This window comes from Pseudomonas sp. GXZC (genome assembly GCF_026967615.1).
GTDB lineage: Bacteria > Pseudomonadota > Gammaproteobacteria > Pseudomonadales > Pseudomonadaceae > Aquipseudomonas > Aquipseudomonas azotoformans_A.
Window position 1 is genome coordinate 1473580 of record NZ_CP114115.1, and the last position, 26595, is coordinate 1500174.

Consider the following 26595-nt stretch of genomic DNA (forward strand, 5'->3'; position numbering starts at 1 on the left):
TCAATAATCGGCGGGCAGTTCACCTGTGGTCAGGAATTTCTGGGTGAACTGGCTGACGAGTCGTTCGCTTTCGGCGACTTTCAGTTTTGTGATGGATTGGCGGCGCTCCTGATACTCGTCGGAATGCGGGTCGGGGACTTGTTCTCTGAGTATTTGCATCATTTTATCGGTGTGAATCTCGACAATGCTGAAGCGTTTCGGTCTGCTGCGCCGTATGTAGTTGATCCATGTCGCGTTTTTCTGCAAAGCCTGGCTCACCTCATTGGTGGACTTCAGCGTGTTCATTTTGTTGCGAATCGCGTTCAGGTCCTCGGGCAGCAGGTCTTCACCCGGGTTGTATAGCCTGTTTTCATGTTGCATTGGCAAGTCGAATGACACGCGCATATCCAGGCGCAGGTACAGCTTGACCTCAACGTCATCGGGCATGGCTTTGGGCTCAAGGGTGGGGTTTAGCGCGTTCCATACTTCGCGTTCGCTGCGCAACCGTTCGATATGCTCGAGAGCAAAATCATCAAGGCGGCGCAGGTAGAACAGCCCATCCAAGAGTTTTTTCAGTGCTTGAGTGGCTTGGTTGGAACTGGGCAGCGTCATCGCCGCATGTTGCTTGCTGCGGATCTCCATCTCCATGAAGACCAGAATGGCCCCGTCACCGCAGGTGCCGGCCTCATAGGTGTGCAGAAAGATATCTTCTCGCAGCTCATGGGACTCGGCCATTGCCTGCAGCACACGCCACACGCGTGCCGTCAAGGCTGCCCTTCGGGCGCCACCCTTCTTGTAGTCGCCCGAGTTTCTTAAATCCCCCAGGACCCGAAAGACATCGTCGGGGTTCGCGCCTTCGTTGGCTTGCAGTTGGTCCCAGACGATTCGGCGTTGGCCATGCTCAGCCTCCGGGACGCCAGCCAGCCATAGGCCCAAGGTGCCCAGGGGATGCACAGGTGGCTGGATTGGAGCGTGCACAGGCGCGTGCACCTGCCCCGGAATCTCGCCGTTGAACCGGCTGCCAGTGCGCAGGCGATATTCAGCCATTCGTTGCAGCGTCGCTGCGCTCAAGGGGTTCTCGTGCAGTTCGGTGTTGCGGTTGGCGTGTTGCATGTCTGGGTTGGTGAACAGGGCTTCGGGCACGGTGGTGATCTGGTTTTCCTGCAGCTCTACGCTGTGCAGTTGGGTCAGGCGTTCGGCGCCGATGGGCCATTCGCTGATGCCGGTGTGGCGTAGGTTCAGGTTGAGCAAGTGGTGCATGCGAGTGACATCCGGCGTCAACCCCAGCGGGTTGTGGCTCAGTTCCAGTATCTGCAACTGCGTCAGCCCAGCCAGGCGTTGGCGTGATTCCGGCGTGAGGACGATGTCGTTGTCCTGAAGGTCCAGGTTTTCCAGATGTGCCATGGCGGTCACGCTGGGCGGCAAGTGGGTGAGCATGCAATCGAGTTTCAGCTCGCGCAGGTTGGCGAACTTGCTCAGGAACGCATCGCCGTTGGCCGGAAAAGCATTGCCCGCGATTTTCAGGTACTCAATGTGCGCAAAGCCTCGGGTGCCCAAGATGAAGTCAACGTCCGGCAGGGTGTTGCCGTCCAATTGCAGCTCCAGGCTATGGGCATCGAGCAACCCGCCAATGTACGGGCGCAGGGTTTCCTGGCGCCAGGCGCTCAATAGGTTCAGTGCGGTCATGCGTCGTTGGTTGAGGTTTAACGGATTGTCGGCATCCACGGCGTATTCGGCGTTCGCCCAGCGGTTGAGGCCGTATCTGAGGGCTTGGTATTCGGCTTTGCGCCGTTCCAGCTCAAGCAGTGCCGCCGGCTCGTTCGGGCCCAGGGAATCAAGCAGGTCATTGGCATTGGCGCGGGACATGCTGGGGTAAAGCTCGCGTACTTTGTTGACAAGGTCCCTTGAGTGGCGCCCACCGAACGGCCACAGGTCCTGCACGGTGAAGGGGTAGGCGGTGAACGAGCTGTCGACGCGCATCGGCGGTTGCAGCCAGTACGGAATGTGCGCCAGGCCCAACAGGTCCTTGATCGCAATGCGCTGGTTGAGGGCCAGGTCGGCGATGGCGTTGCGTAGCGCGCTCAGGTCGCCGCTGTCGGCCACGCCCAGGGCTTTACGTTCGCTGTCGTCGAGTACCTGCCACAGCGCGGTGAGCAAATCGTAGGGTTGCTCACTGATCAGCTTGCCCTCGGCGTCATACGCTTGATAACGCTCATCGACCCGCGCTAGCCGCCTGCGGTCACGGCCGGCCAGGTGCCCGGCGCTTTCGAGCAGCGGCCCGCTGGCGCTGCCCTGGTGAATATCCACGCGCACATCGGCGGGCCAACCGGGCAGCAGCTTGAGCGCATGCAGGATGATTGTTTCACTGTCGGGGTTGGCCAGGGTGGTCAGGTACAGGCCTTCGAAGGCGCGGTTCAGGCGCACATCGTCGGCGGTCAGCCTGGCTTGTTCGGCCAGGCGCAGCGGTACCCAGTCTTTCTCGCCCAGATGCTTGAGCTCCTTGGGCGTCGCGTGGTCGAGCAAGGCCTGGATCGCACTGGCGGGCAATTGCGGGTAGTGGTTACGCAGGCGGTTGTGCAGGCCGTTGCCATTGCGCTCGCTTTGCGCGTACAGCGTGTCGAACAGTTGGCTGCGTTCGCGGTAGGCGTGTTCGGCGATTTTTTTCGCCAGTTTGAACAGGCGCTCTTGCTGGCCCTCGGGCAACTCGCCGAGCAGGGCGCGGGTCAGGTCGTCGTTGCGCACCAGGTTGAGCAGGGGTTCGAGGCTGCGGCTTTGTGCTTGCGACATCCGCACTTTATGCGGCGCGTCGGCGTTGGCGGCCGGGTAATGCGCGGTGGTTCGGCCCGACTCGTCATGCACTTGCAGCACGTGGCTGGCCGGCCACTGCGGCAGGGCGCACACCAGCAGCAATTGCAGGGACGGCCGCGCGGTGCGGGTGGCCGAATAGGTGGTCATGGCCTTGATGAAATGCAGGATCTGCGCCTCGATGTCGAAGCGCTTGGTGCTGTCTTTCAACAGCGGCGGCGGTGGCAGGCCGGCGCAATGCACTTCGCGCAATGCCCGCGGCGGGGTATCGGTGAGTTTCAGGATGCGCTCGCTGGTGGCCTGGCTCACGTTGAAATCGCTGCCCAGGCGCGAGAACAGGTGATGGTCATCCCAGCTCAGCGGGCTTTCGTTTTCCAGGCGCCAGGCGCCGTGGCGGTTGTGTTCCAGGCGGGGCGTGTCGACGCCGACTTTATGCGGGTGCTTGAGCCGCCATTGCAGCAATTTTTGGTCGAACGTCACCGGGTAGAACGCGCCGTACAGCGCCATCAGTTGTTCGCCCTGCCAGTCGTACAAGCCTTCGGGGTTGGGACGCAAGTCGACCGGCAGCACCAGGTTGTGCTTCTGGTATTGGCCCAGCGAATAGTCCATCAAGCTGACCAACCCGCTGGGGCTGCGGCGTTCGCTCATCAGGTCGCCCAGGGTGTTGCGCAGGCCTTGGGCATCGGTAGCGGAGTTCATGCCGAGCAGGCTGCGTTCGTGGGGTTGCAGCACCGAGGCGATGGCCAGGTAGAAACTGTCGGTGGCCGGCGATACCGGGATCGGCCCGGCGTTGCGCATGTCATAGGCTTCGTAGCGGCCGTCGCCGTAGTGCAGCAGCTCGACGGTGGTGTCGTCGGGGCCGCTGCTTTTGTAGCGGTCCTTGGGCTGCCCGGTCGCCATTTCAGTGACGACAAACTCGCGCTTGAGGCGCTCGCGCAGCAGGCTGCCGGCAAATTCCCGGACCCAGAGGTCAGTGTCGTGGTTGAACACCCGCGCGTAGTAGAGGCTGTCGATCACGGCGTCGATGCGCACGGTGGTGCGGTGTTGTTCAAGGTGTTCGCGCACGTTGTCGGGCAGCTTGGCGTCCTTGAGGTAGGTGCTTTGCTGGGCCGGGGTCAGTGGCTGGGTGTCGAGCAGTTGCTTGAGGTTGGCCAGGCTCAGCGGTGCAAATTGCGCTTGCAGTTTGCTCAGCAAGGGCGTGGCTTGCACGCCATTGGTCGCGGCCTTGATCGGCACAAATGCCCGCGCCGTGTCGCCCTCCGGCACTTGGTGGCGGGCTTGGCCGCTGTAACGGGTCAGCGCCTGGAACAGGGCGATGCGCTGTGTGCTCGCCAAGGCGCTGATCTGTACACGCAGCCTGGCGATGCGCTGGGTCTCGCTGAGCTGCGGGCTGCCTTCCTTGCCCAGGGTGGAGGTGGCGGGTTGCTGGCGCAGGATCAGTTCGAACAGCGACTCCTGCGTGGCGAGGTCGGTGTCCGCTGCTTCGAGGGCAACGTGGGTGCCGTCATCGCGGCGCTTGAGGTTGATGGCGTGGCTGGCGTCGGCGCTGGCGGCGTGGCTTTCCAGCAAGTTGCCTTGACTGTCATGCACATGAATGACCGCCTCCGCGGGCCATGCTGGCAGTTGGGTCAGCAGGGCAAACACGGCGCTGCCGGCATGGGCGGGCAGGTTGCCGCGGCGATGGAAATCCTTGCTCAGTTGCTCGATCACGCGGTCGGCCTGTACACGGCGGGAGGCTTCGATCAGGTTGACTGGCGGCTGCTCGCCGGCCCAGATGGCATCCAGGGTGGCGCGGGACACAGCGGTGCTGCGCAGCAGGTTGCGGATTTGCACGGTGGGCACGGGGGCTTCGCCGTTGGGCAGCATTTGCCCAATCAACTGGGTGTCCGAGAGTTGGCCGGCACTGTGCAAGTCCAGGACCCAGGCTTGGCGCCTGGGGTCGAACACCACGGGCGCGGTGACGCCGTTGCCGTTCTTGCGCTTGAGCACGAAGCCCTGGGTCTTTGGATCGACCGTGACTTGCGCCACGAGCTGCTGTTGGCCTTGTTGCACGCGCACGTACTGCTGGTTATTGATCAGGTACAGGCCTTGGGCATTTGGCATCTGGCCGTCAAGCAGGCGTTGGTTGGGGCTGGCATAGGCGGTGATATCGGGTTTCCACAGCTCAGGGGTGCCGTCGCTGCGGGTCACTTTGCGCGGGTTGCCCAAACGTTGCAGCAGGCCTTCGATCCGCTGGCGATGGACACGCCCGGCGGTGGAAATCAGCAGGCCGTTGATTGCCAGGTCAGCCACATCGGCCAAGGCGCCGGCAAATTCGCTGGCTTCACCCTTGGCGGCCTTGTCGATGCCGACGATCACGCTGTAGGCCAGGTTGCCGAAGACCACGACTTGCATGATCCGGTTCAGGCCCCAGACGCCGCCCGGTACAGGTGTCATCAGCAGCTCCATGATCTCGGCGGCAATCGCCGCCGCGCCGTCGATCACGCCTTGCAGGTCGCGCTCCGAACGGCGCGTGGCAAGCATGCCGAGGTTGGTGTGGTAATGCCGGATATGGCGCTGGGTGAGGGCTTGTACGAGGGTTTGCGGACGACTCGGTTTTGGATCGTGGATGAACCTGAGGTGATCCAGGGTTTTCTCCGGGAATAGCGTGTGGAAGGCGTCATAGAGGAAACCCGCCACCAGGCTCAAGCCCTTGGGGCGCGGGTCTTCGCGCAAGAGCTGGGTGAACTGATTGACTTCGCGGATAGGCAACTGCCGCGAAAACCAACCGAGGTCGTCGTCGCTATGGCCTGCCTTGAGGTCCGCGTGCAGTTGCGCACCGGCAGCCTTGGCGTCGAGGTGATAACGCATGGCCCCGCCTGGCCTGTAGGGAAAATAGGACACCACGCCCACGCTGCCGACATGGATCAGCATCAAGGGCAGCGGAATGCCCTCGCCGGAAGGTACGAACGGTATGGTCTGAATGATGGCCGTGTCGAAGTCCAGGCTCAGGGTATCGAACGGCAACGCCGCGCCGCTGCCGTCAATCGCCCCCACCAGCGCGTCGTACCGGTCCCGCATCACGCCCGTGCTGGCGCGGTTGCGATAGGCCTCCAGCGCTTCGAACAGCAGGTGGGCGCGCGTGCTGGCCTCAATCAAGCTGTGCAGCTTGCCACCCTGGCCCAGGGTGTTGGTCAAGGTGGTATGCAGTTGGCCGCCAAGGTCCAGTTCGCGGCTGATGTCGACGAACTGGCTGACGCTCAGCTGTTTTTTATCCACGCCGGTCAGGTAGGAGGCGTCGACATAGCTGTGCCCGGACTGTTGAGGGTTGCCGGTGCCGAAGTCGAAGTTCAGGCACGCGGCCTGCCATAACGTCATCCTTGATTCATGTGTGCGGTATTGCCACTCATCCACCGCCCGCCTGTAGCGCGAGCTTAGCGTCAAGCCCTCGCTGGCGCTGCTGCGCGGCTCCCAGGGCAAGGGCGCATCGACCTTTTCCAGGTAGCGCGTGTTGATGTGGATTTCGTTCGGGTCGAGGCCACCGAGCCTGGCGCGCAACTGCGCCTGGCCATTGACATTGAACTGCTCGACCAAGGCGGCGTTTTCTGTTTCGACCGCCTTGAGCGCGGCGACGGCCTCGCGTTGCAGTCGCACATAATCGCGCTGTTGCGCGAGGGTCAGGCTGCTCATCGATTGCGCCAGGATCTGGCGCAGCAGTTCCAGGGCCTGTTGTCGGCCCCAGGATTCGCTGGACTGCAAGTGGCCGGAGAGACCGTTGAGAAGGTGGTGGTTGGGCATGTGCCATTTCCTTTCACAGTGAGACGTGGAAGGAAATGGGAACACTCGCCCAGCCGTGGCGGGCGCTACCTATATAGCCCGGGGCTGGCTCAGGCGTTTGTTCAGATCCAGCCAGGCGCCCAGTGCGGCCATCAGCACCACACCCGCGACAGCGGTGAGCAATTGCATGGTCAATGTGTCGCCGGCCATGGCGTTGAGCATGTCTGCCAGCGGTGCAATCAGCACGCCGAGGCAGAAGATTTCCAGGGAAAACCGCCCCATGCGGCCCACTTGCGCGGCGACCGGGTTTTGCGTCCAGCCCGCGCCGGGCAGCAGTTTGGCGGTGACATAGGCCAAGGCCAGGAAGTGCAGCAGGCGCACTGGCGACAGGTCGGTCTTGCTGATGGGGTAGATCAGGTCGCTGATCAGCGCGGGCATCAACGCGTCATGGATTTCGGGCCAGCGCCACGACACGGTGATCAGGCCGGTGACCAGCACATACACCGCCGCTGCCACAAACAGCGGCTGACGCTGCAAGGGCAGGCTCTGGGCGGGCTTGGGTTGCCCGCTGCGAATCGCCGCCGCGCCGCCCAGCACAAACAGCAGCTGCCAGGTGACCGGGTTGAAATACCACACGCCATCTTCGATGGCCCGCAGGTTCCAGCCCATCCACGGCGCCAGCAGGTACACCGTCAGCGACACTGCCACTACCACCAGGGGTTTGCGCAGCATCAGTGGCAACACCAATGCCAGGCTGGCGAGTAACACGATATACAACGGCAACGGGTCCATCAGGTTGGGCTTGAAGCGTAGCAGCAACTCATCCAGCAACGCCTGTTGCGGATGGGTGATGAAGTGGGTCATGCCCATCTCCTGCACCAGGTCGCGGGTCTCCACGTGGCTGTTGGCGAAAAACACGATGCCCATCAGCATCGCCAGCAAGAAGATATGCACCACATAAAGCACCCAGGTGCGGCGGAGGATTTTCAGGCAGGCCATCCAGTAGCCTTCGCGTTGCAAGACCTTGCCATAGGCCATCACCGAGGCGAAGCCGGCGAGGAATACAAAGACCTCCGCAGCATCACTGAAGCCGAGGTTGCGCAGGGTGATCTGGCCGAGGGGGTTGTGGGGGACGTGATCCCAGAAAATGAAGATCAACGCCAGGCCCCGAAAAAAATCGATGCGTGGGTCGCGTCCGTTCAGCATGGCAGCGGGCTCTTGTACAAAATAGTAGGAGTGACAGAGAGGCGAGAGGGCGCCTCACGTCGGGCGGGCGCAGGTTGGCGGTATTTGTAAACAATTGCAAAGGTTGGGTATTACTGAATGTCTCTAGACATCAATGATCACCAGGGTACCTTGGCTACCGGCGAGGACCCCATGGGCAATGCCGGCTTCTACGAGGTACATCTGACCGGCGCTGACCGTCACCACGGCATCCGCGATGCTCAGGCGCAAACACCCGCTGATCACCAGCAGCCCTTCGTTGTAATCGTGGGTCTCTTCCTCATAGGCCTGCGCATCCATGCGCAGCACCTTGATATGCGCCGGGCCGACCTGGCCCAGGCGCGTGGATTTCCAGGTGTCGGGCAGTTGTGCGGCAATGGCAGCGAAGTCCAGTAACGGCATGTGAATCTCCTTGTTTCAGCGATGCCGTCGGTGGTCCGGTTCAGCGGGGAAAGGTGTTTGGCTCAAAACGCATCCATCAACAGCACTCGGCATGGCTTGGCTTGATACGCGTTGATCTGCGGCACCAGGCGGGTGAAGTGTTCGGTCTGGCAATGGGTGTCGAGGGCTGCCTGGTCGGGCCATAATTCGACAAAGATAAAGTGTCCTGGGTCTTTTTGATCAATGAACAAATCGTAGGCGATACACAGTGGTTCCTGGCGTGTTTTTTCCACCAGCTCGGCGTACCACCCGTGCACGGTCTCTACATGTTCAGGTTTGATGAAGTCTTCGGCGATGACCTTCAACACGGTGCGGCTCCTTAAGCGGCAACAACTTCGTGGGGTTCAAAACTGTCGGCCCGGGCCATCTGCCACATGCGCGAATAGAACTCGCCATTCACCTCGCCGGTCAGCAGTTCGCCGGGCTTGAGGAACACATGCAGTTGCGAGAACAGCTTGATTTCGGTCGCCGACATGCGTCGCACCAGATGCTTGGCCGACAGCTGCGACGGATGATCCAGGCCGGCGGCGGCGAGCATTTCCGCGAGGGCCTTGAGCGTGTTGCGGTGGAAGTTGAACACGCGCTGGGCTTTGTCCGGCACCACCAGCGCACGTTGGCGCAGTGGGTCCTGGGTGGCCACGCCGGTCGGGCATTTGTTGGTGTGGCAACTCTGGGACTGAATGCAGCCGATGGCAAACATGAAGCCCCGCGCGGAGTTGGCCCAGTCGGCGCCGATGGCCAGGACGCTGGCGATGTCGAACGCGCTGACGATCTTGCCGCTGGCGCCGAGCTTGATCTTGTCGCGCAGGTTCAGGCCCACCAGGGTGTTGTGCACGAACAGCAAGCCTTCACGCAGCGGCACGCCGATATGGTCGGTGAATTCCACGGGCGCGGCGCCGGTGCCGCCTTCCTTGCCGTCCACCACGATAAAGTCCGGGAGGATGCCGGTTTCGAGCATGGCCTTGGCGATGCCCATGAATTCCCACGGGTGGCCCAGGCAGAACTTGAAGCCCACCGGTTTGCCGCCGGACAGTTCGCGCAACTGGGCGATGAACTGCATCAGCTCGATAGGTGTGGAGAACGCGCTGTGGCGCGACGGCGAGATGCAGTCCTCACCCATCAGGATGCCGCGGGTGTCGGCGATTTCCTGGGTGACCTTGTGCTTGGGCAGGATGCCGCCGTGGCCGGGCTTGGCGCCCTGGCTCATCTTGATTTCGATCATGCGCACTTGCGGGTTCTGCGCCTGCACGGCGAAGCGTTCCGGGTCGAAACGGCCGTCGCTGGTGCGGCAGCCGAAGTAGCCGCTGCCCAACTCCCAGGTCAGGTCGCCGCCGTTTTCACGGTGGTAGGGGCTGATGCTGCCTTCACCGGTGTCGTGGGCAAAGTTGCCCAGCTTGGCGCCCTGGTTGAGCGCGCGGATAGCGTTGGCGCTCAACGAACCAAAACTCATCGCCGAGATATTGAACACCGACGCCGAGTACGGCTGCGTGCACTGCGGGCCGCCGACCATCACGCGAAATGCGCTGGGGTCGCTGAGCGGTGCCGGGCGCATGGAGTGGCCGATGAATTCGAAGCCCGACTGGTACACGTCGATCAGGGTGCCGAACGGTTTGTCGGCGGTTTCATTCTTGGCCCGCGAATAGACCAGCGAGCGCTGGGCCCGGGAGAAGGGCAGGGCGTCGCTGTCGGATTCCAGCAGGTACTGGCGGATTTCCGGGCGGATGGCTTCCACCAGGTAACGGATATTGCCCAGAATCGGGTAGTTGCGGCGCACGGCGTGGGGGCTTTGCAGCAGGTCGAACACACCGATCAGGCTCAACACGCCCGTGACCAGGGTAATCGGCCACAGCCATTCATGTTCGATAAAGGGGAGGCTGGCGAGGGTGAAAATGACGCACACGGCAAAGAAGGCGTAACGGCTTAATAACGACAGGCTCATACGGTTTTCCTTGGTTCGGACTCATCGGCTAGGCGTTTTGCGCCTGTAGAAAGATCGAGAACAGCTCTGACTGGGATTTGATCCCTAACTTGCTGTAGATGTGTTTCTTATGGACTTTCACGGTTTCAACAGAGATTTCCAGCTTACGAGCGATCTCCTTGCTGGAGCAACCGCTGAGCATCAAGCGGCCCACATCCAGCTCGCGGGCGGTGAGTTGCGCGCCCCAGTCATCATTCTGGATCGGCTGCGGCGTACTGACCTGGCTGAGTTCATGGGGCAGGCGTTGGCGCAGCAGGCTCACGACCCAGGGTTGAATCAGCGATAGCAGGGCGATCTGCTGCGGGTCAAAGCGCTGCTTCGAGCCCAGCGACAGGCACAGGGTACGCCCATCCGGCAGGTGGCAATTGAATTGGATTTCGTCGGCCACCACGTTCAGGCGGAAGTAGCGCTGGTAGTACTCGGTGAGTTCAAAGTGTTCCGGCGCCACTTCGGCCAGACGCAAAAGCCCGGTGCGCGCGTGTTCGCGGCTGGCGATGTAGAAGGGGTCGAGCAGGTACAGGCCGTTGAGGTAGTCCTGGAACAGGTGGTCCGGCGTGCCGTCGGCGCCGGGGCATTCGGCGAACACCAGCGGGCGGTGCGCGCTGCTGAACAGCAGGGCTACCCAGCTGTCGGACGGCACGTATTGGTCCAGCAACCGGACAAGCTGGGTCCAGAAGTTGGGCTGGTCCAACGCGTCTATCATTTGCCCCACCGCACGGTGCCAGGCGATGTCTTGCAGCGACATGGTCATTGATCTACCCCTATCGGGTTACCCCCGCCGCGTGATTCCCTGGTGGGTTGAGGCTGCGCATACTGCGGCACAGCTAAAGAACAAGGAATACCCATGAAGGTCGAATTTGCCCAGTTGGCCGGTCGTGATAACGATACAGCTTACAACCTTGAGCGCGCCTTGGCGGCCATTGCCGCCTGCGCCGACGATACGCAACTGATCGTATTCCCGGAAACCCACCTGACCGGTTTCCCCACGGCCGAGACCGTTGCAGCCATCGCCGAGCCGCTGGATGGCCCCACCGTACAGGCGATTATCCAGGCCGCCCGCGCGCGCAACGTCGCCGTGGTCATCGGCATCGCTGAAAATGATGGCGGCCAGTTCTATAACGCCACCTTGTTGATCACTCCCGAAGGTATCGCCCTCAAGTACCGCAAGACCCACCTGTGGCCGTTGGAGCGCGGTGTGTTCAATCCTGGCGATCGTTACCCCACTGGTATGTGGAACGGTCTGCGCGTCGGCCTGCTGATCTGCTACGACATCGAGTTCCCTGAAACTGCCCGCGCCCTGGCGCAATTGGGCGCTGAGTTGCTGATTGTCACCAACGGCAACATGGACCCCTACGGGCCTACCCACCGCACCGCGATCATGGCCCGTGCCCAGGAAAACCAGGCATTTGCGCTGATGGTCAACCGGGTGCAAGAGGGCGATGGCGACCTGGTGTTCGCTGGCGGCAGTGCGTTGGTGGACCCGTTTGGCACGCTGCTGTTTGAAGCCGGGCGTGAGGAAGGGCAATACACGGTTGAGCTGGATCTCGACCGACTGGCGGCGGCGCGCAAGGATTACCGCTACCTGGATGACCAACGCATGAAATTGCCGGGTGAGGTGATTGAACGCAGCGATGGGACGCGCGAGTTGTTGATCCCACAACACTGATTTCCCTTTGTGCATCGGACCATTGTGGCGAGCCCGCTCGCCACACGAAACAAGCTTGATCATAAGAAAAATGACATTCGCAACACCCACTTCAGTTCTGCCATAAATCTAATAATTGCGCGGAGAATCACCCATGGCTCGTTTGCAACGCACCCTGTCGCTAGGGTCGGTGGTGCTGTTTGGCATCGCCTATATGACGCCGATCATCGTGCTCGGCACCTTCGGCATCCTGGCGCAATCCACTGCGGGCATGGTCCCCGCCGCTTACCTGGCTGCCCTGGTGGCGATGTTTTTCACCGCCATGAGTTACGGGCGCATGGCTTCGGCGTTTCCGGTGGCCGGTTCCGCCTACAGCTATGTGCGCAAGGCCATCAGCCCCAAACTGGGGTTTATCGCCGGTTGGGCGGTGTTGCTCGACTACCTGTTCTTGCCCATGGCTATCTGGCTGATCGGTGCGGCGTACCTCAATTCGGCGTTCCCGGCGGTGCCGCAGTGGATCTGGGTGTTGGCCTTTATCGGCATCACCAGCGCCATCAACATCGTCGGCCTCAAGCTGGCCAACGGTATCAACGCCTTGCTGATGCTGGTGCAATTCCTGGTGCTGATTGCGTTTGTGGCGCTGTGCATCCACTACATCGGCGGTGACGCAAGCAAGCCGCTGTGGACCATCGCCCCCTTCTTCAACGGCCAGATGCACATGCCGTTGATCATGAGCGGTGCGGCCATCGCCTGCTACTCGTTCCTGGGCTTTGACGCGGTGAGTACGCTGACCGAAGAAACCCGCGACCCACGCCGCACCATCCCACGGGCGATCATGTTGATCACCTTGGTTGGCGGCCTGATCTTCGTGGCGGTGTCCTACTTTGTGCAGATTGCCCATCCGTCGTTCGAATTCGCCAATGTGGATTCGGCGGCGTATGAAATTGCGCGCAATATCGGTGGCGACCTGTTCGTGTCGATCTTCCTGATCGGCCTGATTGTCGGCCAGTTCGCTTCGGGGCTGTCGGCCCAGGCCAGTGGTTCGCGCTTGCTGTTCGCCATGGGCCGCGACGGTGTGTTGCCCAAGTCGTTCTTCGGCGCTTTGCATGCGCGCTTCGGTACGCCGGTCAACAGTATCCTGCTGTGTGCAGTGGTCGCCCTGCTGGCGTTGAAGCTGGACGTGACCACCTCCACCTCGTTCATCAACTTCGGTGCATTCCTGGCGTTCAGCCTGGTCAACCTGTCGGTGATTTTCCACTACTGGATCGGCGCCAAGCAGCGGGGGGGGCGTGAATTGATCCTGTTCCTGGTGTTCCCGTTCATCGGCCTGCTGGCGGACCTGTGGTTGATGGTCAGCCTCGATCATCTGGCGATCTATCTGGGCCTGGTGTGGTTGGCGATCGGCCTGGTTTACCTGGGCGTGCTGACTCGCGGGTTCTCACAGCAGCCACCGGAGATGGACTTCCAGGAAGCCGCATAGAAGCGACGGGCCTATTCTTATTGCAATCGGTTCTCGTTTGGGTGCATGATTTGTGTTACTGTATAACACATCAAATGCACCCAGACGCCCCGGAGGCCTTATGAAAGCTGGTATCCATCCCGACTACCGCACCGTGCTGTTCCACGACACTGCCGCCGACGTGTTCTTCCTGATCGGCTCCACCGCCGACAGCGACCGCACCCATAAACACAGCGACGGCAACACTTACCCGTACATTCCGCTGGACGTTTCCAGCGCCTCGCACCCGATCTACACCGGCCAGCAGCGCAAGACCCAGGTCGAAGGCCGCATCGCCGGGTTCAACAAGCGTTTCGCTTCGTTCGGATCAAGCCCGAAAAAAGCTGACGCGTGAGGTTTACAGGTTTCACCTCGAAGGCCGCTCCGGAATCTGGAGCGGCTTTTTTGCTTCGGTGCTGACCGTTTGTCGCTACATCCCTGAGCGTGCTCAATGACCCGTTGAATATCCTGGGAACCCGTGTAGAGTTTGGCGTTAACGAATAACGTTAAGCATTAAGCGATGATCAGAAGCTTCAAATGCGCGGATACCAAAACCCTTTTTGAAACCGGTCGAACCCGGCGCTGGTCTGCCATCGTGTCGGTGATTGAACGAAAGCTCAGCATGCTCGATGCGGCCATTGATCTTGCCGATTTGCGTTCGCCACCTGGAAACAGGCTGGAAGCACTGTACGGTGACAGAGAGGGGCAGCACAGCATCCGAATCAATGGTCAATTCCGGATCTGTTTCATTTGGGGGCCTAACGGTCCGCAAAACGTTGAAATTGTGGATTACCACTGAGGTGAATCATGTTTAAAAACGGCATGCGCCCCGTACACCCTGGAGAGATTCTCAAGGAAGAATACTTGGAGCCGTTGGGCCTTACGGCTGCAGCCCTCGCGCGAGCGCTGCATGTCTCCGCGCCGACGGTGAATGACATTGTGCTGATGCGCCGTAGCATCAGTGCTGATGTGGCGCTTCGCTTGGCCGCTGCGTTGGAAACATCCGCGCAGTTTTGGCTTAACCTGCAGACCGCTTATGATTTGCGTACGGTGGAAATTGCCAAGGGCGCTCAGATATCCAAGGAAGTGGAGAAAGTCGCGCATTGCGTCTGATGTTCCACTCTTCAAACCCGGCGAGAGTGCCGGGTTTTTATTGGCGGTTGAAAAGGGGTGATACTGAAAGGCCATCACCTCCCCAAAAAACCGACTAAGCTACTCAGTAATAGGCAAATCAGTAAGCGCCAGGAAGGCAGACCCCGACCATAAGGACCGCACACCGACGATCCGAGGTGTCCCATGGGAGAGTCAGTCACTTTTACCGATGCCGAACGTGCCGTGGTGCTGTTGATCGACGCCCATCCGGACGTCCTCCACAGCCTCACCCAACTGTTGCGGCTGGAACCCTTCGACCTGCACAGCGCCACCTGCGCTGTCGATGCCCTGGCCATTCTCGCCAGCCAACCCATCGACCTGGTGATGAGCGCCGCACGCTTGCCGGACATGGACGGCGCCTCGCTGCTGGCGCATATCCACCAACACTACCCTCACACCGTGCGCATTCTGCTGACCGGCGAAACTGACTTGACCCTGATCGTCAAAGCCATCAACGAAGGTGAGATCTACCGCTACCTGAGCAAACCCTGGAAAGACGAAGAATTGCTGCTGGCCTTGCGCCAATCCCTGGCCCATCAGCATTCAGAGCGCGAACGCCTGCGTCTTGAACAACTGATTCAGCAGCAGAACGAAGCACTCAAGCAGCTCAACGCCAGCCTGGAAAAACGCGTGGCCTCGCGCACCAGCGAGTTGCAGCAGACCGCCGACATGCTCGACTTGGCCTACGAAGAGCTCAAACACAGCTACGCCACCGGCACCGAGGTGTTCTCGCTGTTGGCCAATCTGCGACTGCCGCGAGCCAAGCAGACCAACCGGCAGATTATCGAGTTAGTGCGCACCTGGTGTGTGACTCATGGCGTAGACGAGGCGAGCAACCGCGACCTGACCATGGCCGCCGCGCTCTACAACATCGGCAAACTGAGCTGGAGCGACAGCATGATGGCCTCGCCCTCGGACCTGCTGCACAGCAGCGACCGCGAACGCTATCGCGCCTACGCCACCCAGAGCGAATCACTGCTGATGACCCTGGAGCCGATGAAAGACGCCGCGCGCCTGATCCGTCATCACCAAGAACGTTGGGACGGCAGTGGCTTCCCCGATCACCTCAAAGGCGAAGCAATTCCCACCGGTTCTCGTTTGCTCAAACTGGCGGTGGATTTCATCGAGTTGCAAAAGGGGTTGATCTTGGAGCGACAGATGAACAGCGACGAAGCGCTGCTGTACATCCGCAAATACGCCGGTCGGCTGTATGACCCGGTGATGGTCGAAGACTTTGTGCTGGTCTGCGCCACCTATCTCAATGACGTGACCTTGGGCGACCCCAACGTCAAAGTCCTCGGCACCCGTGAGCTGGAAGAGGGCATGGTGCTGGCGCGCAACCTCAATGCCGACAACGGCATGTTGCTGCTCAACGCCGGCAAGGTGTTGAACCTGCCATTGGTGGATAAATTGATTGCCTTCGAAACCATGGAGGGCGCGCGCTACAGTGTCTTCATCAAGGACAACGGCGATGCACTGCTTTGCGGCTGAGCCACTTCATGTGATCCTTGCGCCTTTTGCAGCCAAGGAAGATCGTTCATGCCCTCCACCATCCGCATCGCCGCCGCCCTCCTGATCGGCGCTGACGGCCAGACCCTGCTGGTGCGCAAGCGCGGCACCCAGGCCTTCATGCAACCTGGCGGCAAGATCGATGCTGGCGAGCAGCCTGCCGAGGCCTTGGCCCGTGAGCTGCACGAAGAGCTGAACCTGCGTATCGAGCCCAGCGCCGCCGTCTATCTCGGCAAGTTTTCCGCACCTGCGGTCAACGAGCCGGGTTTCACCGTGGAAGCCGAGCTGTTCCAGGTGCAGATCGATGTGGCGGTCACGCCTGCCGCCGAGATTGAAGAAGTGCGCTGGATCGACCCGGCCGGTGACGGCGGTCTGCAATTGGCCCCGTTGACGCGGGACCTGATCCTGCCGTTTTACCGTGCCTCGCTGACGGCATGATCATTCGCCCGCTGGCGGCCAGCGATGCCGAGGCGTATCGGGCGTTGATGCTGGAAGCCTATGGCGTCTATCCCCAGGCGTTCACCTCCAGCGTGGCGGAGCGTGCAGCCATGCCGCTGAGTTGGTGGGAAAAACGCTTGAGCAGTCCGTTGGATTGCTTGCTCGGTGCGTTTGCCGGGGATGAGCTGGCCGGCATTGTCGGCCTGGCGTTTGAGCCGCGAGAGAAAGCGCGGCACAAGGTGACCCTGTTCGGTATGTACGTGAATGCAGGCCACCAACAACAAGGCTTGGGCCGGCAACTGGTGGAAGCGGCACTGGATGAAGCGCGCAAACAGCCGCGGCTCAAAGTGATCCAACTGACGGTCACCGCCGGCAATGACGCCGCCTTCGCCCTGTACCAACGCTGCGGCTTCATCCAGTACGGCCTGGAACCGCTGGCGGTGCGGGTCGGTGTGGATTATTTCGACAAGATCCACATGTGGCGTGAGCTGACGCGCTAGCGCACTGCGCTGACCCCATCCAGGGTGGAAAACGACGTGTCCTTGGCCGTCAGCAGGAAGTCGCGCATGTAGGGCGCATCCAGCATGTCCGCACGAATCCCGGCATACAGCGTGGCAAACAAACCTTTCTCACCCAGGCGCTTGGCCTTCACGTAGCCACGCGAGCTGTACTCATGCAGCGCCCAATGGGGCATGCCGCACACGCCACGGCCGCTGGCCACCAGCTGCATCATCATCACCGACAGCTCGGACGTACGCACCTGCGCCGGTTCCACATCGGCGGGTTCGAGGAAACGCGTGAAGATATCCAGGCGGTCGCGTTCCACCGGGTAGGTGATCAGGGTTTCGGTCAACAGGTCTTCGGGCACGATGTACGCCTTGGTTGCCAGCGCATGCTGGTTGGCGACGGCGAGCATGGCTTCGTAGGTGAACAGCGGCACGTAGGTGATGCCTGGCAGTTCCAGCGGGTCGGAGGTCACCACCAGGTCCAGGTCGCCACGGGCCAGCGCCGGCAGCGGGGCGAAAGCGAAGCCGGAGGCCAGGTCCAGCTCCACTTCCGGCCAGGCATCGCGGAACTGGTCGATGGTCGGCATCAGCCACTGGAAGCAGCTGTGGCATTCGATTGCCATGTGCAGGCGCCCGGCGGTGCCGCCGGCCAGTCGCGCTATGTCACGCTCGGCGCCGCGCAGCAGCGGCAGGGTGGCGTCGGCCAGTTGCAGCAGGCGCAGGCCGGCGCTGGTGAAGCGCAGCGGCTTGGTCTTGCGCACGAACAGCGGCATGCCCAGACGCTCCTCCAACTCTTTGAACTGGTGGGACAGCGCCGACTGCGTCAGGTGCAGGCGTTCGGCGGCTTCCACCAGGCTGTCGGCCTCGCGTAAGGCGTGCAGGGTCTTGAGGTGACGGATCTCGAGCACGGGCTCTCCATGAATATAATTTGTGACGAATTCGAATGGCGTGAGTTTGTCTCATGTTGGCTTGCCTGTCGATAAGCAGGTCGACAATGACCGCTGGGCACTCTTCATCAAACTGTCACGCAACTGTGGCAGCGCGCTTGAACAAACTTCATCAGACTCGCGCTCTACTGGGGTTCTGCGTTTCGGTGTTTTTCATGCGCGTGTTGCTTTTACTGGCCGCTCTGTTGTTCGGCCTGCCGTCTTTTGCGGCTTCTCGATGTGATGTCAATGTCCCGACCCAAACGGTCGATCTGGCTCAGGTGAGCATCGCCTACCAGAGCATCGGCCGTGCGTCCGACCCGGCGTTGCTGCTGGTGATGGGCCTGGGCGGGCAGTTGATCCACTGGCCGGATGAAGTGGTGGTCGCCCTGTGCCAGCAGGGTTTTCGGGTGATCCGTTACGACAACCGTGACGTCGGCCTGTCCACCTGGCGCCAGGCACCGGCCAACGCCAACCTGACCTTTGAAGTGCTGCGCTACAAGCTCGGCCTGCCGGTGGCGGCGCCTTACACGCTGACCGACATGGCTGATGACGCCATCGGCTTGATGGACGCGTTGCAGATCCAGCAATTCCACGTGCTCGGCGCGAGTATGGGCGGCATGATCGCCCAGCACCTGGCGGCGATGGCGCCGCAGCGGGTCGAAAGCCTCACGCTGATCATGACCAGCTCCGGCGCCGAAGGTTTGCCTGCGCCGAATGCGGCGTTGGTGCAACTGCTGTCGCGGCGCAGCGCCCCGAACCGTGAAGTGGCGCTGGAGCAGCAGGCCGATCTGCTGGCGGCCCTGGGCAGCCCGAACGTGACGGATGACCGCCAAGCGCTGTTGCACCAGGCGGCTCTGTCCTACGACCGCGCCTTCAACCCGGACGGCGTGAAGCGCCAGATCATGGCGATCCTTGCCGAACCCAGCCGCGTACCGTTGCTCAACCAACTGCGCGTGCCGACCCTGGTGGTGCACGGCACCGCCGACCCGCTGTTGCCGGTGATGCACGGCGTGCACCTGGCGGCGCATATCCAAGGCAGCCAGTTGAAGCTGATTCCCGGCATGGCCCATCGTTTCCAGGAAGCGTTCAAGGCACCGCTGCTGACGGCGGTGTTGCCGTACCTGCAAGCCCATCGCGAAGACGCGGCGCATTGGGCGCAGATTGACCTGGGCGAGCCTTCGAAGGTCTTGTGACATTGGTGTATCGTGCAACCTTTGTGGCCCATTTGCGCCTGCGAGGTAGCCTGTCATGAGTACTCCCCTGAAAATCGATTTCGTCAGCGACGTGTCCTGCCCCTGGTGCATCATCGGCCTGCGCGGGCTGACCGAAGCCCTCGACCAACTGGGCGCCGAGGTGCAGGCCGAGATCCATTTCCAGCCCTTCGAGCTGAACCCGAACATGCCTGCCGTCGGTCAGAACATCGTCGAGCACATCACTGAGAAATACGGCTCCACCGCCGAGCAATCCCAGGCCAACCGCGAGCGTATCCGCGACCTGGGCGCCGGGTTGGGTTTTGCCTTCCGCACCGACGGCCAAAGCCGCATCTACAACACCTTCGACGCGCATCGCCTGTTGCATTGGGCCGGGCTGGAAGGCTTGCAGTACAACCTCAAGGAAGCGCTGTTCAAGGCCTACTTCACGGATGGGCAGGACCCGTCCGACCACGCCACCCTGGCGATCATCGCCGAAGGCGTCGGCCTGGATATCCAGCGTGCGGCCGAGATTCTCGCCTCCGATGAATACGCCGCTGAAGTGCGCGAGCAAGAGCAACTGTGGATCTCCCGTGGCGTGACCTCAGTGCCGACCATCGTCTTCAACGACCAGTACGCCGTCAGCGGCGGCCAGCCGGCGGAAGCCTTTGTGGGGGCGATCCGCCAGATCATCCAAGAGGCCAAAGGCTAAGCGCTGGCCCGTCCCTTGCATTGACCCCCTAAAGCCCATCCGGTACCGGATGGGCGCTGCCATTAGGGGTGAAACATTACCTTGAATATTCTTGACCTCGACCACAGCCTCACCGGCCAGGCACCGATTGCCCGGCGTCTGGCCAGCGGCCGTGCCACGCGTATCGACCTGCTGGACCTGGGCCCCAAGCTGCGCCTGTGGTCCACCGAAAAAACCTGGAAGCGCTTCGCCGAACGCCTGGCCCAACGGCCACGACCCACCGATGCGCGCCCGGAAATCCTGTTTGTCGGCTCCGGCGACTATCACCACCTCACGCCAGCCTTTCTCGCCGACCTGAAAGAACCCATCAGCCTGATCCACTTCGACAATCACCCCGACTGGGTGCGCTTTGCGCCCAAGCGTCACTGTGGTTCGTGGGTCAACCGCGCGCTGAAGATGCCGGCGATCAAACGCATCGTCACCCTCGGCCCGTGCAGCGACGACCTGCACAACCCGCAGCTGCGCGGCGGCAACCTCGGCGCGCTCAAGCGCGGGCACTTGCAGTTGTTCCCCTGGCAGCATCCGCCGTCGAAAGTCTGGGGCCGGGTAGGGGATGGCGCCGGTCACCAGCAGCAGGAAAACCACCTGTACTGGCGCAACCTGGCCGAGCTGGATTGGGCGCAATTCCTCGATCAGATGATCACCAGCCTGCCCACCGAAGCGATCTGGATCACCATCGACAAAGACGTGCTCGCCAGCGAAGACGCGGCCACCAACTGGGACCAGGGCGGCATGCGCCTGACCCATCTGCTACAAGCCCTGCGGGCCTTGGCAGCGCGCAAACGCATCATCGGCATCGACGTGTGCGGCGAGTTCGCCACGCCCGCCTTCAGCAATGCGTTCAAGCGTTGGGAAGCCAAGTCCGACCAGCCACCGCCCGAGCGCTGGAGCGCGGAAGATCTGCAGCGTAATGCGGCCACCAATGAGGCCTTGATCGACCTGTTTGAGGAGCTGTTCCCGTGACGTTGACCGTGGTGTTGCTGGTGGCGTTTTCCATCGTGCTCGATGTGATCGGCCAGTTGTGTTTCAAGATCGGCCTCGACCGTTTGCCCGAGTTGGACGGCGGTTTTCGCCTGAATGCGTTCTGGGGCCAGGTGTTCAATGCGCCGTTGCTGTGGGCCGGGATCGGTGCCTATGCCATTGAGTTCTTCGTGTGGCTCGAAGCCTTGTCCCGTGCGCCGTTGAGCCTGTTGTTCCCGGCTGCGGCGCTGGCCTATTGCGGCGTGGTGCTGGCGGGCAAGGTGGTGCTGGGCGAAACCGTCAGCCGCCGCCGTTGGCTGGGCACGCTGGTGATCACCTTGGGTGTGATGTTGGTGGCGATTGCAGGGAGTCAGGCATGAGTACGCAAACCATGAATAACGGATGGCTACATGGGCGCCTCGGCACGGTGGTGCTGTGGGCCTTGTTGATCTGCACCGAAAGCGCTGGCCAGCTGTTTACCAAAGTGGCCGGGGATCAACTGGGGCAGATGGATTTGAGCTGGCAATGGCTGGCGGACGTGGCGCGCAACCCTGGGATTCTGGCGGCTATCGCCAGCTACATCGGCGCGTTTTTCGTGTGGATGCTGATCCTGCGGCGCAGTAGCCTGTCCCTGGCGTTTCCGCTGAGTTCACTGGTGTTTGTGGTGGTGCTGCTCGGTTCGTGGCTGGGGCTGGGGGAACATATCAGCCCGCTGCACTGGGTGGGGGTGGCGGTGATTATCGGCGGTATCGCCCTCCTGGCGGAAGGCGAAGAAAACTGATCACTTTGGTCTGGTTTGATTTGATTTTTGTGGTGAGCGGGCTTGCCCCGCGCGAGGCAAGCTCGCTCACCACAAAATCCCGGTTTCAGCCCTAGTTATTGCGGTGCGCTACCAGAAAGCCCAACCCGTGTGACACCGGAAGCTGCTTGACCCCCGCCTCACGCTGCTGCTCGGCAATCTCCCGATGAAACGCCTTCACTTTCGTCCAGTGCATTTTCGGCCGGTAGTGGTGCTCGGCGTGATAGCCGTTGTTCATCCAGATCAGGTTGTACAGCACGCTGTAGGAACTCACGCCCCAGGCGATCGGCAGGTCCGGGTTGCCGCCGAAGTGTTCGTAGTAGCCATTGAGCGATGACAGGCACTGGCCCAGGTACCAGAACGGCAACAGCCACAACACCGCCTGCCAGTTGTAGAACGCCAGGGCGATATAGAACGCTACCGTCACGCCGATCTCAACCTTGACCCAGCGCGCATCCGCCGGGCGCTTGCGCTTCATCTCGTCATAGAACGGCTTGGGATCGTCGCGGAAAAAACTCAGGAAAGTGTAAGCCCACGGATTTTCCGGCTTGCCATTGTGGCCGCGCTGGTAGATCGACAGCGGGTCAATGGTTTTACCGTCCGGGCCCGGCAGGTCGGCGTTGCCACGGTGATGGCGGTTGTGGATATCGCGGTAGAGCGTCTGGGAAAAGCCGATGGTCACCGACAGCAGCAGATCGAACGCCCGGTTCATCGCACGATGGGTGAAGTAGGCGTTGTGGATCTGGTTGTGGGAGATGCTGTTGATGCTCCACGACAGACTCACCGCGTAGACCAGCGCCAGGGGCACCAGCGCCCACCAACTCAGGCTGTGGAACGCGGTGACCAGCCAGATGACAAAAGCGAAATGCGCCAGGCCCAGGGCGATGGGCACCAGGTCCCAGAGCGAGTGGTGCAGCAGGCGGTAAGCGGGGCGAGCCATGAAGAGTGTCCTGGAAAAATGGATTCCAGGACCTCATTGCAAACCCCAGACCAACCTAATCGAACTTGTAGCTGATGGCCGTCTGCACCTGGCCTTGGTTCACGTCGCCGGTCTGCCGCACGATGCTGCTGTCGGCCGCCGAGCCCACCAGGTGAACCCAACTGGCGCTGGTCAGCAATGACCATTTAGCCGCCAGGGGAAACTCGAAACTCTGGGTCAGCGTCAGGTTCTGGAAGCCGCCGCTGGCGTTGTAGGGGCGAAAGCCGGTGGCGGCGGCCTCGTTGTCATCCACGCCGAAAAACGTGTTGGTCTGGCGCGCATCGGCGAAATGCGCGACCAGGCCGCTGCTGCCGATAATCCCGCCACCCAGGGGGTAGCCCAGTTCGCCGCCGACTTTGCCCAGGGCACCGCTCTGCGAATGCCCCCCGCCCACGGCTTGCCCCAATTGTGCGTAGACCCGCCAGAAATCAGCCGGGGCGTATTGGATAAAACCACCGACTTCCGCCATGTCCGACACATTGCGCAGGCCCTGGAGATCGCCATTGGACGTGCGGCCCGACAGGTAATTGATGTAGGGGCCGGCGCTCAGGCCCTGGGTGTTGAGCGCGCTCCAGGTCAGGCCGTCATCGGTACTCAGGCTGACATCGCCCCAGTCCAGGTCGAAATAGGGCACGGGCCGCGTTTCGTAGCGGCTGCCGGTGGGGTCATGGGGCTGGTAGCTGACGCCTGCGCCGACTTCGCCGGTGATACCGCCGGCCTGAGCCGCGCTAGAAACGCTCCAGAGGCCCAGTAAACCGGCCAGTGCAGCGCAAGTGATCCTCAACATGGTCACTGTTCCTTGATTGATTACGTGCGCATGAACGCGCAAAGCATCCTTTCCACGCAAGCACTCATCTTGTTTGTAGCAAGCTACAAAAATTGTAGCTCCTGGGACACAAATTGCCCGCCATGCCAGGCAAAGCACCAGCCCCGCTGGCTGTTGGCCAGTTGGCACACTCCCTGCTCTACCCCTTGTTGCAAGCGCATACAGCGCGCTCCTCCAAGGTAAACAACGATGATCCACTGGCATATCGTGTGTGACTTCGACGGGACCATTACCCCCACCGATGTCATCGACAACGTCCTCCAACGCTTCGCCGGCCCCGAGTGGGAAACCATCGAACAGGAATGGCTGGATGGGCATATCGGTTCACGCGAATGCCTGAGCCGCCAACTGGCGCTGATCAAGGCGACCCCCTCCGAACTGCTGGCGTATTTCGACAGCGTCGAGATCGACCCGGACTTCCCGGACTTCGTCGATCACGTCATGGGCCTGGGCGCAACCATCGAAGTGGTCAGCGACGGCATCGAGCAGGGCATTGCGCGGATCCTGTCGCGCAACTACGTGACCTTGCTGCCGATCCTCGCCAACCGCTTGCGCCAAGTCGACCAGAACAGCTGGCGCATCGACTTCCCGTATTCCAGCGATGCCTGCCGCGCCGCCTCCGGTAACTGCAAGTGCAAGTCCACGCCGCGCAACAAGCGCGTGCTGGTGATCGGCGACGGCAAGTCCGACATGTGCGTGGCGTCCACCGCCGATTTCGTGTTCGCCAAGGGCAGCCTCGCCAAGTACTGCGAAGCCAACAACATTCCTCACGCACGTTTCGACACTTTTGCCGAACTGCCTGCGTTGCTGGCCCGACTGCCACAAGGCATTGCCGCCAACGCTACCTCCTTTACTGCTGCTGACAATCAGGAACTCTTCCACCATGTCTGATATCCGTATCGCTACCGCCGAAGACCAGATCCTTCTGGATAAAGAAGCCAAATACTGCTCCTACGGCGACACCGTCCACTACATCGAGCCGCCACGCATTTTCAGCCGTTGCGAAGGCTCCTACGTGTGGGACACCGAAGACCAGGCCTACCTCGACCTGCAGATGTGGTACTCGGCGGTCAACTTCGGCTACGCCAACCCACGCCTCAACAACGCGCTGAAACAGCAGATCGACACCCTGCCGCAGATCGCCAGCCAGTACCTGCACAAGGGCAAGATCGAGCTGTCGGAAATGATCGCAGTCGACGCCAAGAAGAAATTCGGCCTCGACGGTCGCGTGCACTTCAACGTCGGCGGTTCGCAGTCCATCGAAGACTCCCTGAAGGTGGTGCGTAACGCCACCAACGGCAAGAGCCTGATGTTCGCCTTCGAAGGCGGCTACCATGGCCGTACCCTCGGCGCTTCGTCGATTACTTCGAGCTACCGCTACCGTCGCCGCTACGGCCACTTCGGCGAGCGCGCGCAGTTCATCCCGTTCCCGTACCACTTCCGTGGCCCTAAAGGCATGACCAAGGAAGAGTACGGCAGCCACTGCGTGCAGCAATTCGCCCGCCTGTTCGAGACCGAATACAACGGTGTGTGGGACCCGAAAGTCGGTTCCAGCGAATACGCTGCGTTCTACGTCGAGCCGATCCAGGGCACCGGCGGCTACGTGATCCCGCCGATGAACTTCTACCGTGAGTTGAAGCACGTGCTGGATCAGCACGGCATCCTGATGGTCTCCGACGAGATCCAGATGGGCTTTTACCGCACCGGCAAACTGTGGTCGATCGAGCACTTCGACGTGCAACCGGACGTGATTGTGTTCGGCAAGGCGCTGACCAACGGCCTCAACCCACTGGGCGGCATCTGGGCCCGTGAAGAGTTGATCAACCCGAAGATCTTCCCGCCAGGTTCGACCCACTCCACCTTCGCCTCCAACCCATTGGGCACGGCGGTAGGCCTGGAAATGTTCAAGATGACCAACGAAGTCGACTACGGCGCGATGGTCATGGCCAAGGGCAAGTTCTTCCTCGAAGGCCTGCAAGACCTGCAGAAGCGTTTCCCGATCATTGGCGACGTCGACGGCCTGGGCCTGGCCCTGCGCTGCGAAATCTGCGGCCCGGATGGTTTCACGCCGGACAAGGCGACCCTGGACTACATGGTCGAAGAAGGCATGAAGGGCGACATGGTGGTGGACGGTCAGAAACTCGGCCTGATCCTCGACGTGGGCGGTTACTACAAAAACGTGATCACCCTGGCACCGTCCCTGGAAATCAGCTACCCGGAAATCGAACTGGGCCTGAAGCTGCTTGAGCAACTGCTGGTGCGGGCGACCAACCGGTGAAAACGGCAGAGATCGACCTCGGTGAAGGTACTGCCGGCTTCGTTCTCGGTGATGGTCCGGTCGGGATCCTGTTGATCCACGGCCTGACCGGCACCCCGACGGAATTGCGCCAGGTCGCCAAGGGCCTGGCCAAGGTGGGCAATTGTACGGTGTACGTGCCTACCCTGGCCGGGCACTGCGGTGATAACAGCGACCTGCAAGCCACCGGCTGGCGCGACTGGTACGAAGGCGTGCGCAAGACGTTCGTCGGTGTGAAACAGCGCCATGAACAGGTGTTTGTCGGTGGTTTGTCCATGGGGGCGGTGATGTCGATGTACGTGGCCGCCGAGCACCCTGGGCAAGTCGCCGGGCTGCTGATGTATTCCACCACCCTGAAGTACGACGGTTGGAGCATCAACAAGCTGGCGTTCCTCACGCCGTTGCTGATGAAAATCCCTTTCGGCGTGCATATCTGCCGCTTCGAAGAGAAGCCGCCGTACGGCATCAAGAATGAGCGCCTGCGCGGCATCGTCGAGCGGCAAATGAAGGAGGGCGAGAGTAGCGAGGCGGGCTTGCTGACCATGGAGGGCATCACCGTGCGCGAGTTGCACCGGATGAACGCTGTGGTCAAGAAGCGCATGCCGCAGGTCAAGGTGCCGGCGTTGGTGTTGCATTCTATCGAGGATGACATCACCAGCCGTTGGAACGCTGACTATGTGGAACGCCACCTCGGTGGCCCGGTGACCAAGATCCTGCTGGACAACTGCTACCACATGATCACCGTCGACTTGCAATACCGCCGGGTGATCGAGTTGAGCGCCGACTTTGTCGAACAGCACACTGTCCTCTCCTGTGGTGAGCGGGCTTGCCCCGCGCTGGGTGGCGAAGCCGCCCTAAACCCAGGCACCTCGGTTTTAACGGGGGGAATGCAGTGTCAGTGATGGGGTGGCTTCGCCACCCAGCGCGGGGCAAG

25 protein-coding genes are annotated in these 26595 nt (G+C 61.4%); 16 read left to right on the forward strand and 9 right to left on the reverse strand.

All coding sequences use genetic code 11. The features are described 5' to 3' along the window. The 6 genes from OZ428_RS06845 to OZ428_RS06870 form a co-directional block, all read right to left on the reverse strand. Positions 1 to 6561: an NEL-type E3 ubiquitin ligase domain-containing protein gene (locus OZ428_RS06845; RefSeq protein WP_269132956.1), complete on the reverse strand. Its 6561-nt coding sequence runs from the start codon at positions 6559 to 6561 to the stop codon at positions 1 to 3. Between the two features lie 69 nt (positions 6562 to 6630). After that, entirely contained in the window at positions 6631 to 7746 is a 1116-nt protein-coding gene (locus OZ428_RS06850) for an OpgC family protein (protein WP_133074523.1), read from the reverse strand. A 123-nt stretch (positions 7747 to 7869) separates the two neighbouring features. Continuing rightward, the gene (locus OZ428_RS06855; protein WP_133074522.1) at positions 7870 to 8166 is read right to left on the reverse strand and encodes a cupin domain-containing protein; all 297 of its coding nucleotides are present in this window, start codon (positions 8164 to 8166) and stop codon (positions 7870 to 7872) included. A gap of 62 nt (positions 8167 to 8228) precedes the next feature. Continuing rightward, the gene (locus OZ428_RS06860) at positions 8229 to 8513 is read right to left on the reverse strand and encodes a putative quinol monooxygenase (RefSeq protein ID WP_133074521.1); all 285 of its coding nucleotides are present in this window, start codon (positions 8511 to 8513) and stop codon (positions 8229 to 8231) included. An 11-nt stretch (positions 8514 to 8524) separates the two neighbouring features. After that, the gene (locus OZ428_RS06865; protein ID WP_038846012.1) at positions 8525 to 10144 is read right to left on the reverse strand and encodes an FMN-binding glutamate synthase family protein; all 1620 of its coding nucleotides are present in this window, start codon (positions 10142 to 10144) and stop codon (positions 8525 to 8527) included. Between the two features lie 28 nt (positions 10145 to 10172). Continuing rightward, positions 10173 to 10934 (reverse strand): helix-turn-helix transcriptional regulator, encoded by a 762-nt coding sequence (locus OZ428_RS06870; RefSeq protein ID WP_133074520.1) that lies wholly within the window; start codon positions 10932 to 10934, stop codon positions 10173 to 10175. 93 nt (positions 10935 to 11027) lie between these two features. Here OZ428_RS06870 and OZ428_RS06875 point away from each other — a divergent pair, with 93 nt between their 5' ends. From OZ428_RS06875 to OZ428_RS06910, 8 genes are all read left to right on the forward strand, one after another. Then, positions 11028 to 11849 carry a carbon-nitrogen hydrolase family protein gene (locus OZ428_RS06875; protein ID WP_133074519.1) on the forward strand — a complete coding sequence of 274 codons (822 nt, stop codon included), beginning with the start codon at positions 11028 to 11030 and terminating at the stop codon, positions 11847 to 11849. A 133-nt stretch (positions 11850 to 11982) separates the two neighbouring features. Then, entirely contained in the window at positions 11983 to 13308 is a 1326-nt protein-coding gene (locus OZ428_RS06880) for an APC family permease (RefSeq protein ID WP_133074518.1), read from the forward strand. Positions 13309 to 13408: 100 nt separating this feature from the next. Continuing rightward, entirely contained in the window at positions 13409 to 13681 is a 273-nt protein-coding gene (locus OZ428_RS06885) for a type B 50S ribosomal protein L31 (protein WP_033896384.1), read from the forward strand. Positions 13682 to 13846: 165 nt separating this feature from the next. Continuing rightward, entirely contained in the window at positions 13847 to 14125 is a 279-nt protein-coding gene (locus OZ428_RS06890) for a type II toxin-antitoxin system RelE/ParE family toxin (protein ID WP_038846016.1), read from the forward strand. 8 nt (positions 14126 to 14133) lie between these two features. Next, the gene (locus tag OZ428_RS06895) at positions 14134 to 14439 is read left to right on the forward strand and encodes a HigA family addiction module antitoxin (protein WP_133074516.1); all 306 of its coding nucleotides are present in this window, start codon (positions 14134 to 14136) and stop codon (positions 14437 to 14439) included. Between the two features lie 183 nt (positions 14440 to 14622). After that, positions 14623 to 15969, forward strand: coding sequence for an HD domain-containing phosphohydrolase (locus tag OZ428_RS06900; RefSeq protein WP_269132957.1), 1347 nt, complete (start codon positions 14623 to 14625; stop codon positions 15967 to 15969). 48 nt (positions 15970 to 16017) lie between these two features. Beyond that, on the forward strand, positions 16018 to 16425 hold the full coding sequence (locus OZ428_RS06905; RefSeq protein WP_095014884.1) for an NUDIX hydrolase: 408 nt from the start codon (positions 16018 to 16020) through the stop codon (positions 16423 to 16425). Continuing rightward, on the forward strand, positions 16422 to 16925 hold the full coding sequence (locus tag OZ428_RS06910) for a GNAT family N-acetyltransferase (RefSeq protein ID WP_269132958.1): 504 nt from the start codon (positions 16422 to 16424) through the stop codon (positions 16923 to 16925). Before OZ428_RS06905 ends, OZ428_RS06910 begins: the two co-directional genes overlap by 4 nt. On the opposite strand, the gene metR is transcribed toward OZ428_RS06910, so the two are convergent. Next, on the reverse strand, positions 16922 to 17839 hold the full coding sequence (metR, locus tag OZ428_RS06915) for a transcriptional regulator MetR (protein ID WP_033896390.1): 918 nt from the start codon (positions 17837 to 17839) through the stop codon (positions 16922 to 16924). The genes OZ428_RS06910 and metR overlap by 4 nt on opposite strands. 194 nt (positions 17840 to 18033) lie before the next feature. Here metR and OZ428_RS06920 point away from each other — a divergent pair, with 194 nt between their 5' ends. From OZ428_RS06920 to OZ428_RS06940, 5 genes are all read left to right on the forward strand, one after another. Beyond that, a complete protein-coding gene (locus OZ428_RS06920; RefSeq protein ID WP_061435465.1) occupies positions 18034 to 19053 on the forward strand; it encodes an alpha/beta fold hydrolase in 1020 nt (339 codons plus the stop codon). 55 nt (positions 19054 to 19108) lie between these two features. Then, positions 19109 to 19762, forward strand: a complete 654-nt coding sequence (locus tag OZ428_RS06925; protein WP_269132959.1) for a DsbA family oxidoreductase — start codon at positions 19109 to 19111, stop codon at positions 19760 to 19762. Positions 19763 to 19843: 81 nt separating this feature from the next. Beyond that, entirely contained in the window at positions 19844 to 20764 is a 921-nt protein-coding gene (locus OZ428_RS06930; protein WP_033896393.1) for an arginase, read from the forward strand. Then, positions 20761 to 21141 carry a transporter gene (locus OZ428_RS06935; RefSeq protein WP_010212789.1) on the forward strand — a complete coding sequence of 127 codons (381 nt, stop codon included), beginning with the start codon at positions 20761 to 20763 and terminating at the stop codon, positions 21139 to 21141. The genes OZ428_RS06930 and OZ428_RS06935 overlap by 4 nt, the downstream gene beginning before the upstream one ends. Further along, the gene (locus OZ428_RS06940; protein WP_033896394.1) at positions 21138 to 21542 is read left to right on the forward strand and encodes an EamA family transporter; all 405 of its coding nucleotides are present in this window, start codon (positions 21138 to 21140) and stop codon (positions 21540 to 21542) included. The genes OZ428_RS06935 and OZ428_RS06940 overlap by 4 nt, the downstream gene beginning before the upstream one ends. 91 nt (positions 21543 to 21633) lie before the next feature. On the opposite strand, the gene OZ428_RS06945 is transcribed toward OZ428_RS06940, so the two are convergent. Next, positions 21634 to 22500 (reverse strand): fatty acid desaturase, encoded by an 867-nt coding sequence (locus tag OZ428_RS06945; RefSeq protein WP_133074511.1) that lies wholly within the window; start codon positions 22498 to 22500, stop codon positions 21634 to 21636. 55 nt (positions 22501 to 22555) lie between these two features. Continuing rightward, positions 22556 to 23326, reverse strand: a complete 771-nt coding sequence (locus OZ428_RS06950; protein ID WP_269132960.1) for a MipA/OmpV family protein — start codon at positions 23324 to 23326, stop codon at positions 22556 to 22558. A gap of 228 nt (positions 23327 to 23554) precedes the next feature. Here OZ428_RS06950 and OZ428_RS06955 point away from each other — a divergent pair, with 228 nt between their 5' ends. Genes OZ428_RS06955 through OZ428_RS06965 form a run of 3 tightly spaced genes read left to right on the forward strand, consistent with a single transcriptional unit; the run spans position 23555 to position 26563 of the window. Then, complete coding sequence (locus tag OZ428_RS06955) at positions 23555 to 24256, forward strand: MtnX-like HAD-IB family phosphatase (RefSeq protein ID WP_033896397.1); 702 nt, start codon at positions 23555 to 23557, stop codon at positions 24254 to 24256. Beyond that, on the forward strand, positions 24249 to 25643 hold the full coding sequence (locus OZ428_RS06960) for an aspartate aminotransferase family protein (RefSeq protein WP_016977483.1): 1395 nt from the start codon (positions 24249 to 24251) through the stop codon (positions 25641 to 25643). The genes OZ428_RS06955 and OZ428_RS06960 overlap by 8 nt, the downstream gene beginning before the upstream one ends. Beyond that, a complete protein-coding gene (locus tag OZ428_RS06965; RefSeq protein WP_133074509.1) occupies positions 25640 to 26563 on the forward strand; it encodes an alpha/beta hydrolase in 924 nt (307 codons plus the stop codon). Before OZ428_RS06960 ends, OZ428_RS06965 begins: the two co-directional genes overlap by 4 nt. The last annotated feature ends 32 nt before the right edge of the window (positions 26564 to 26595 follow it).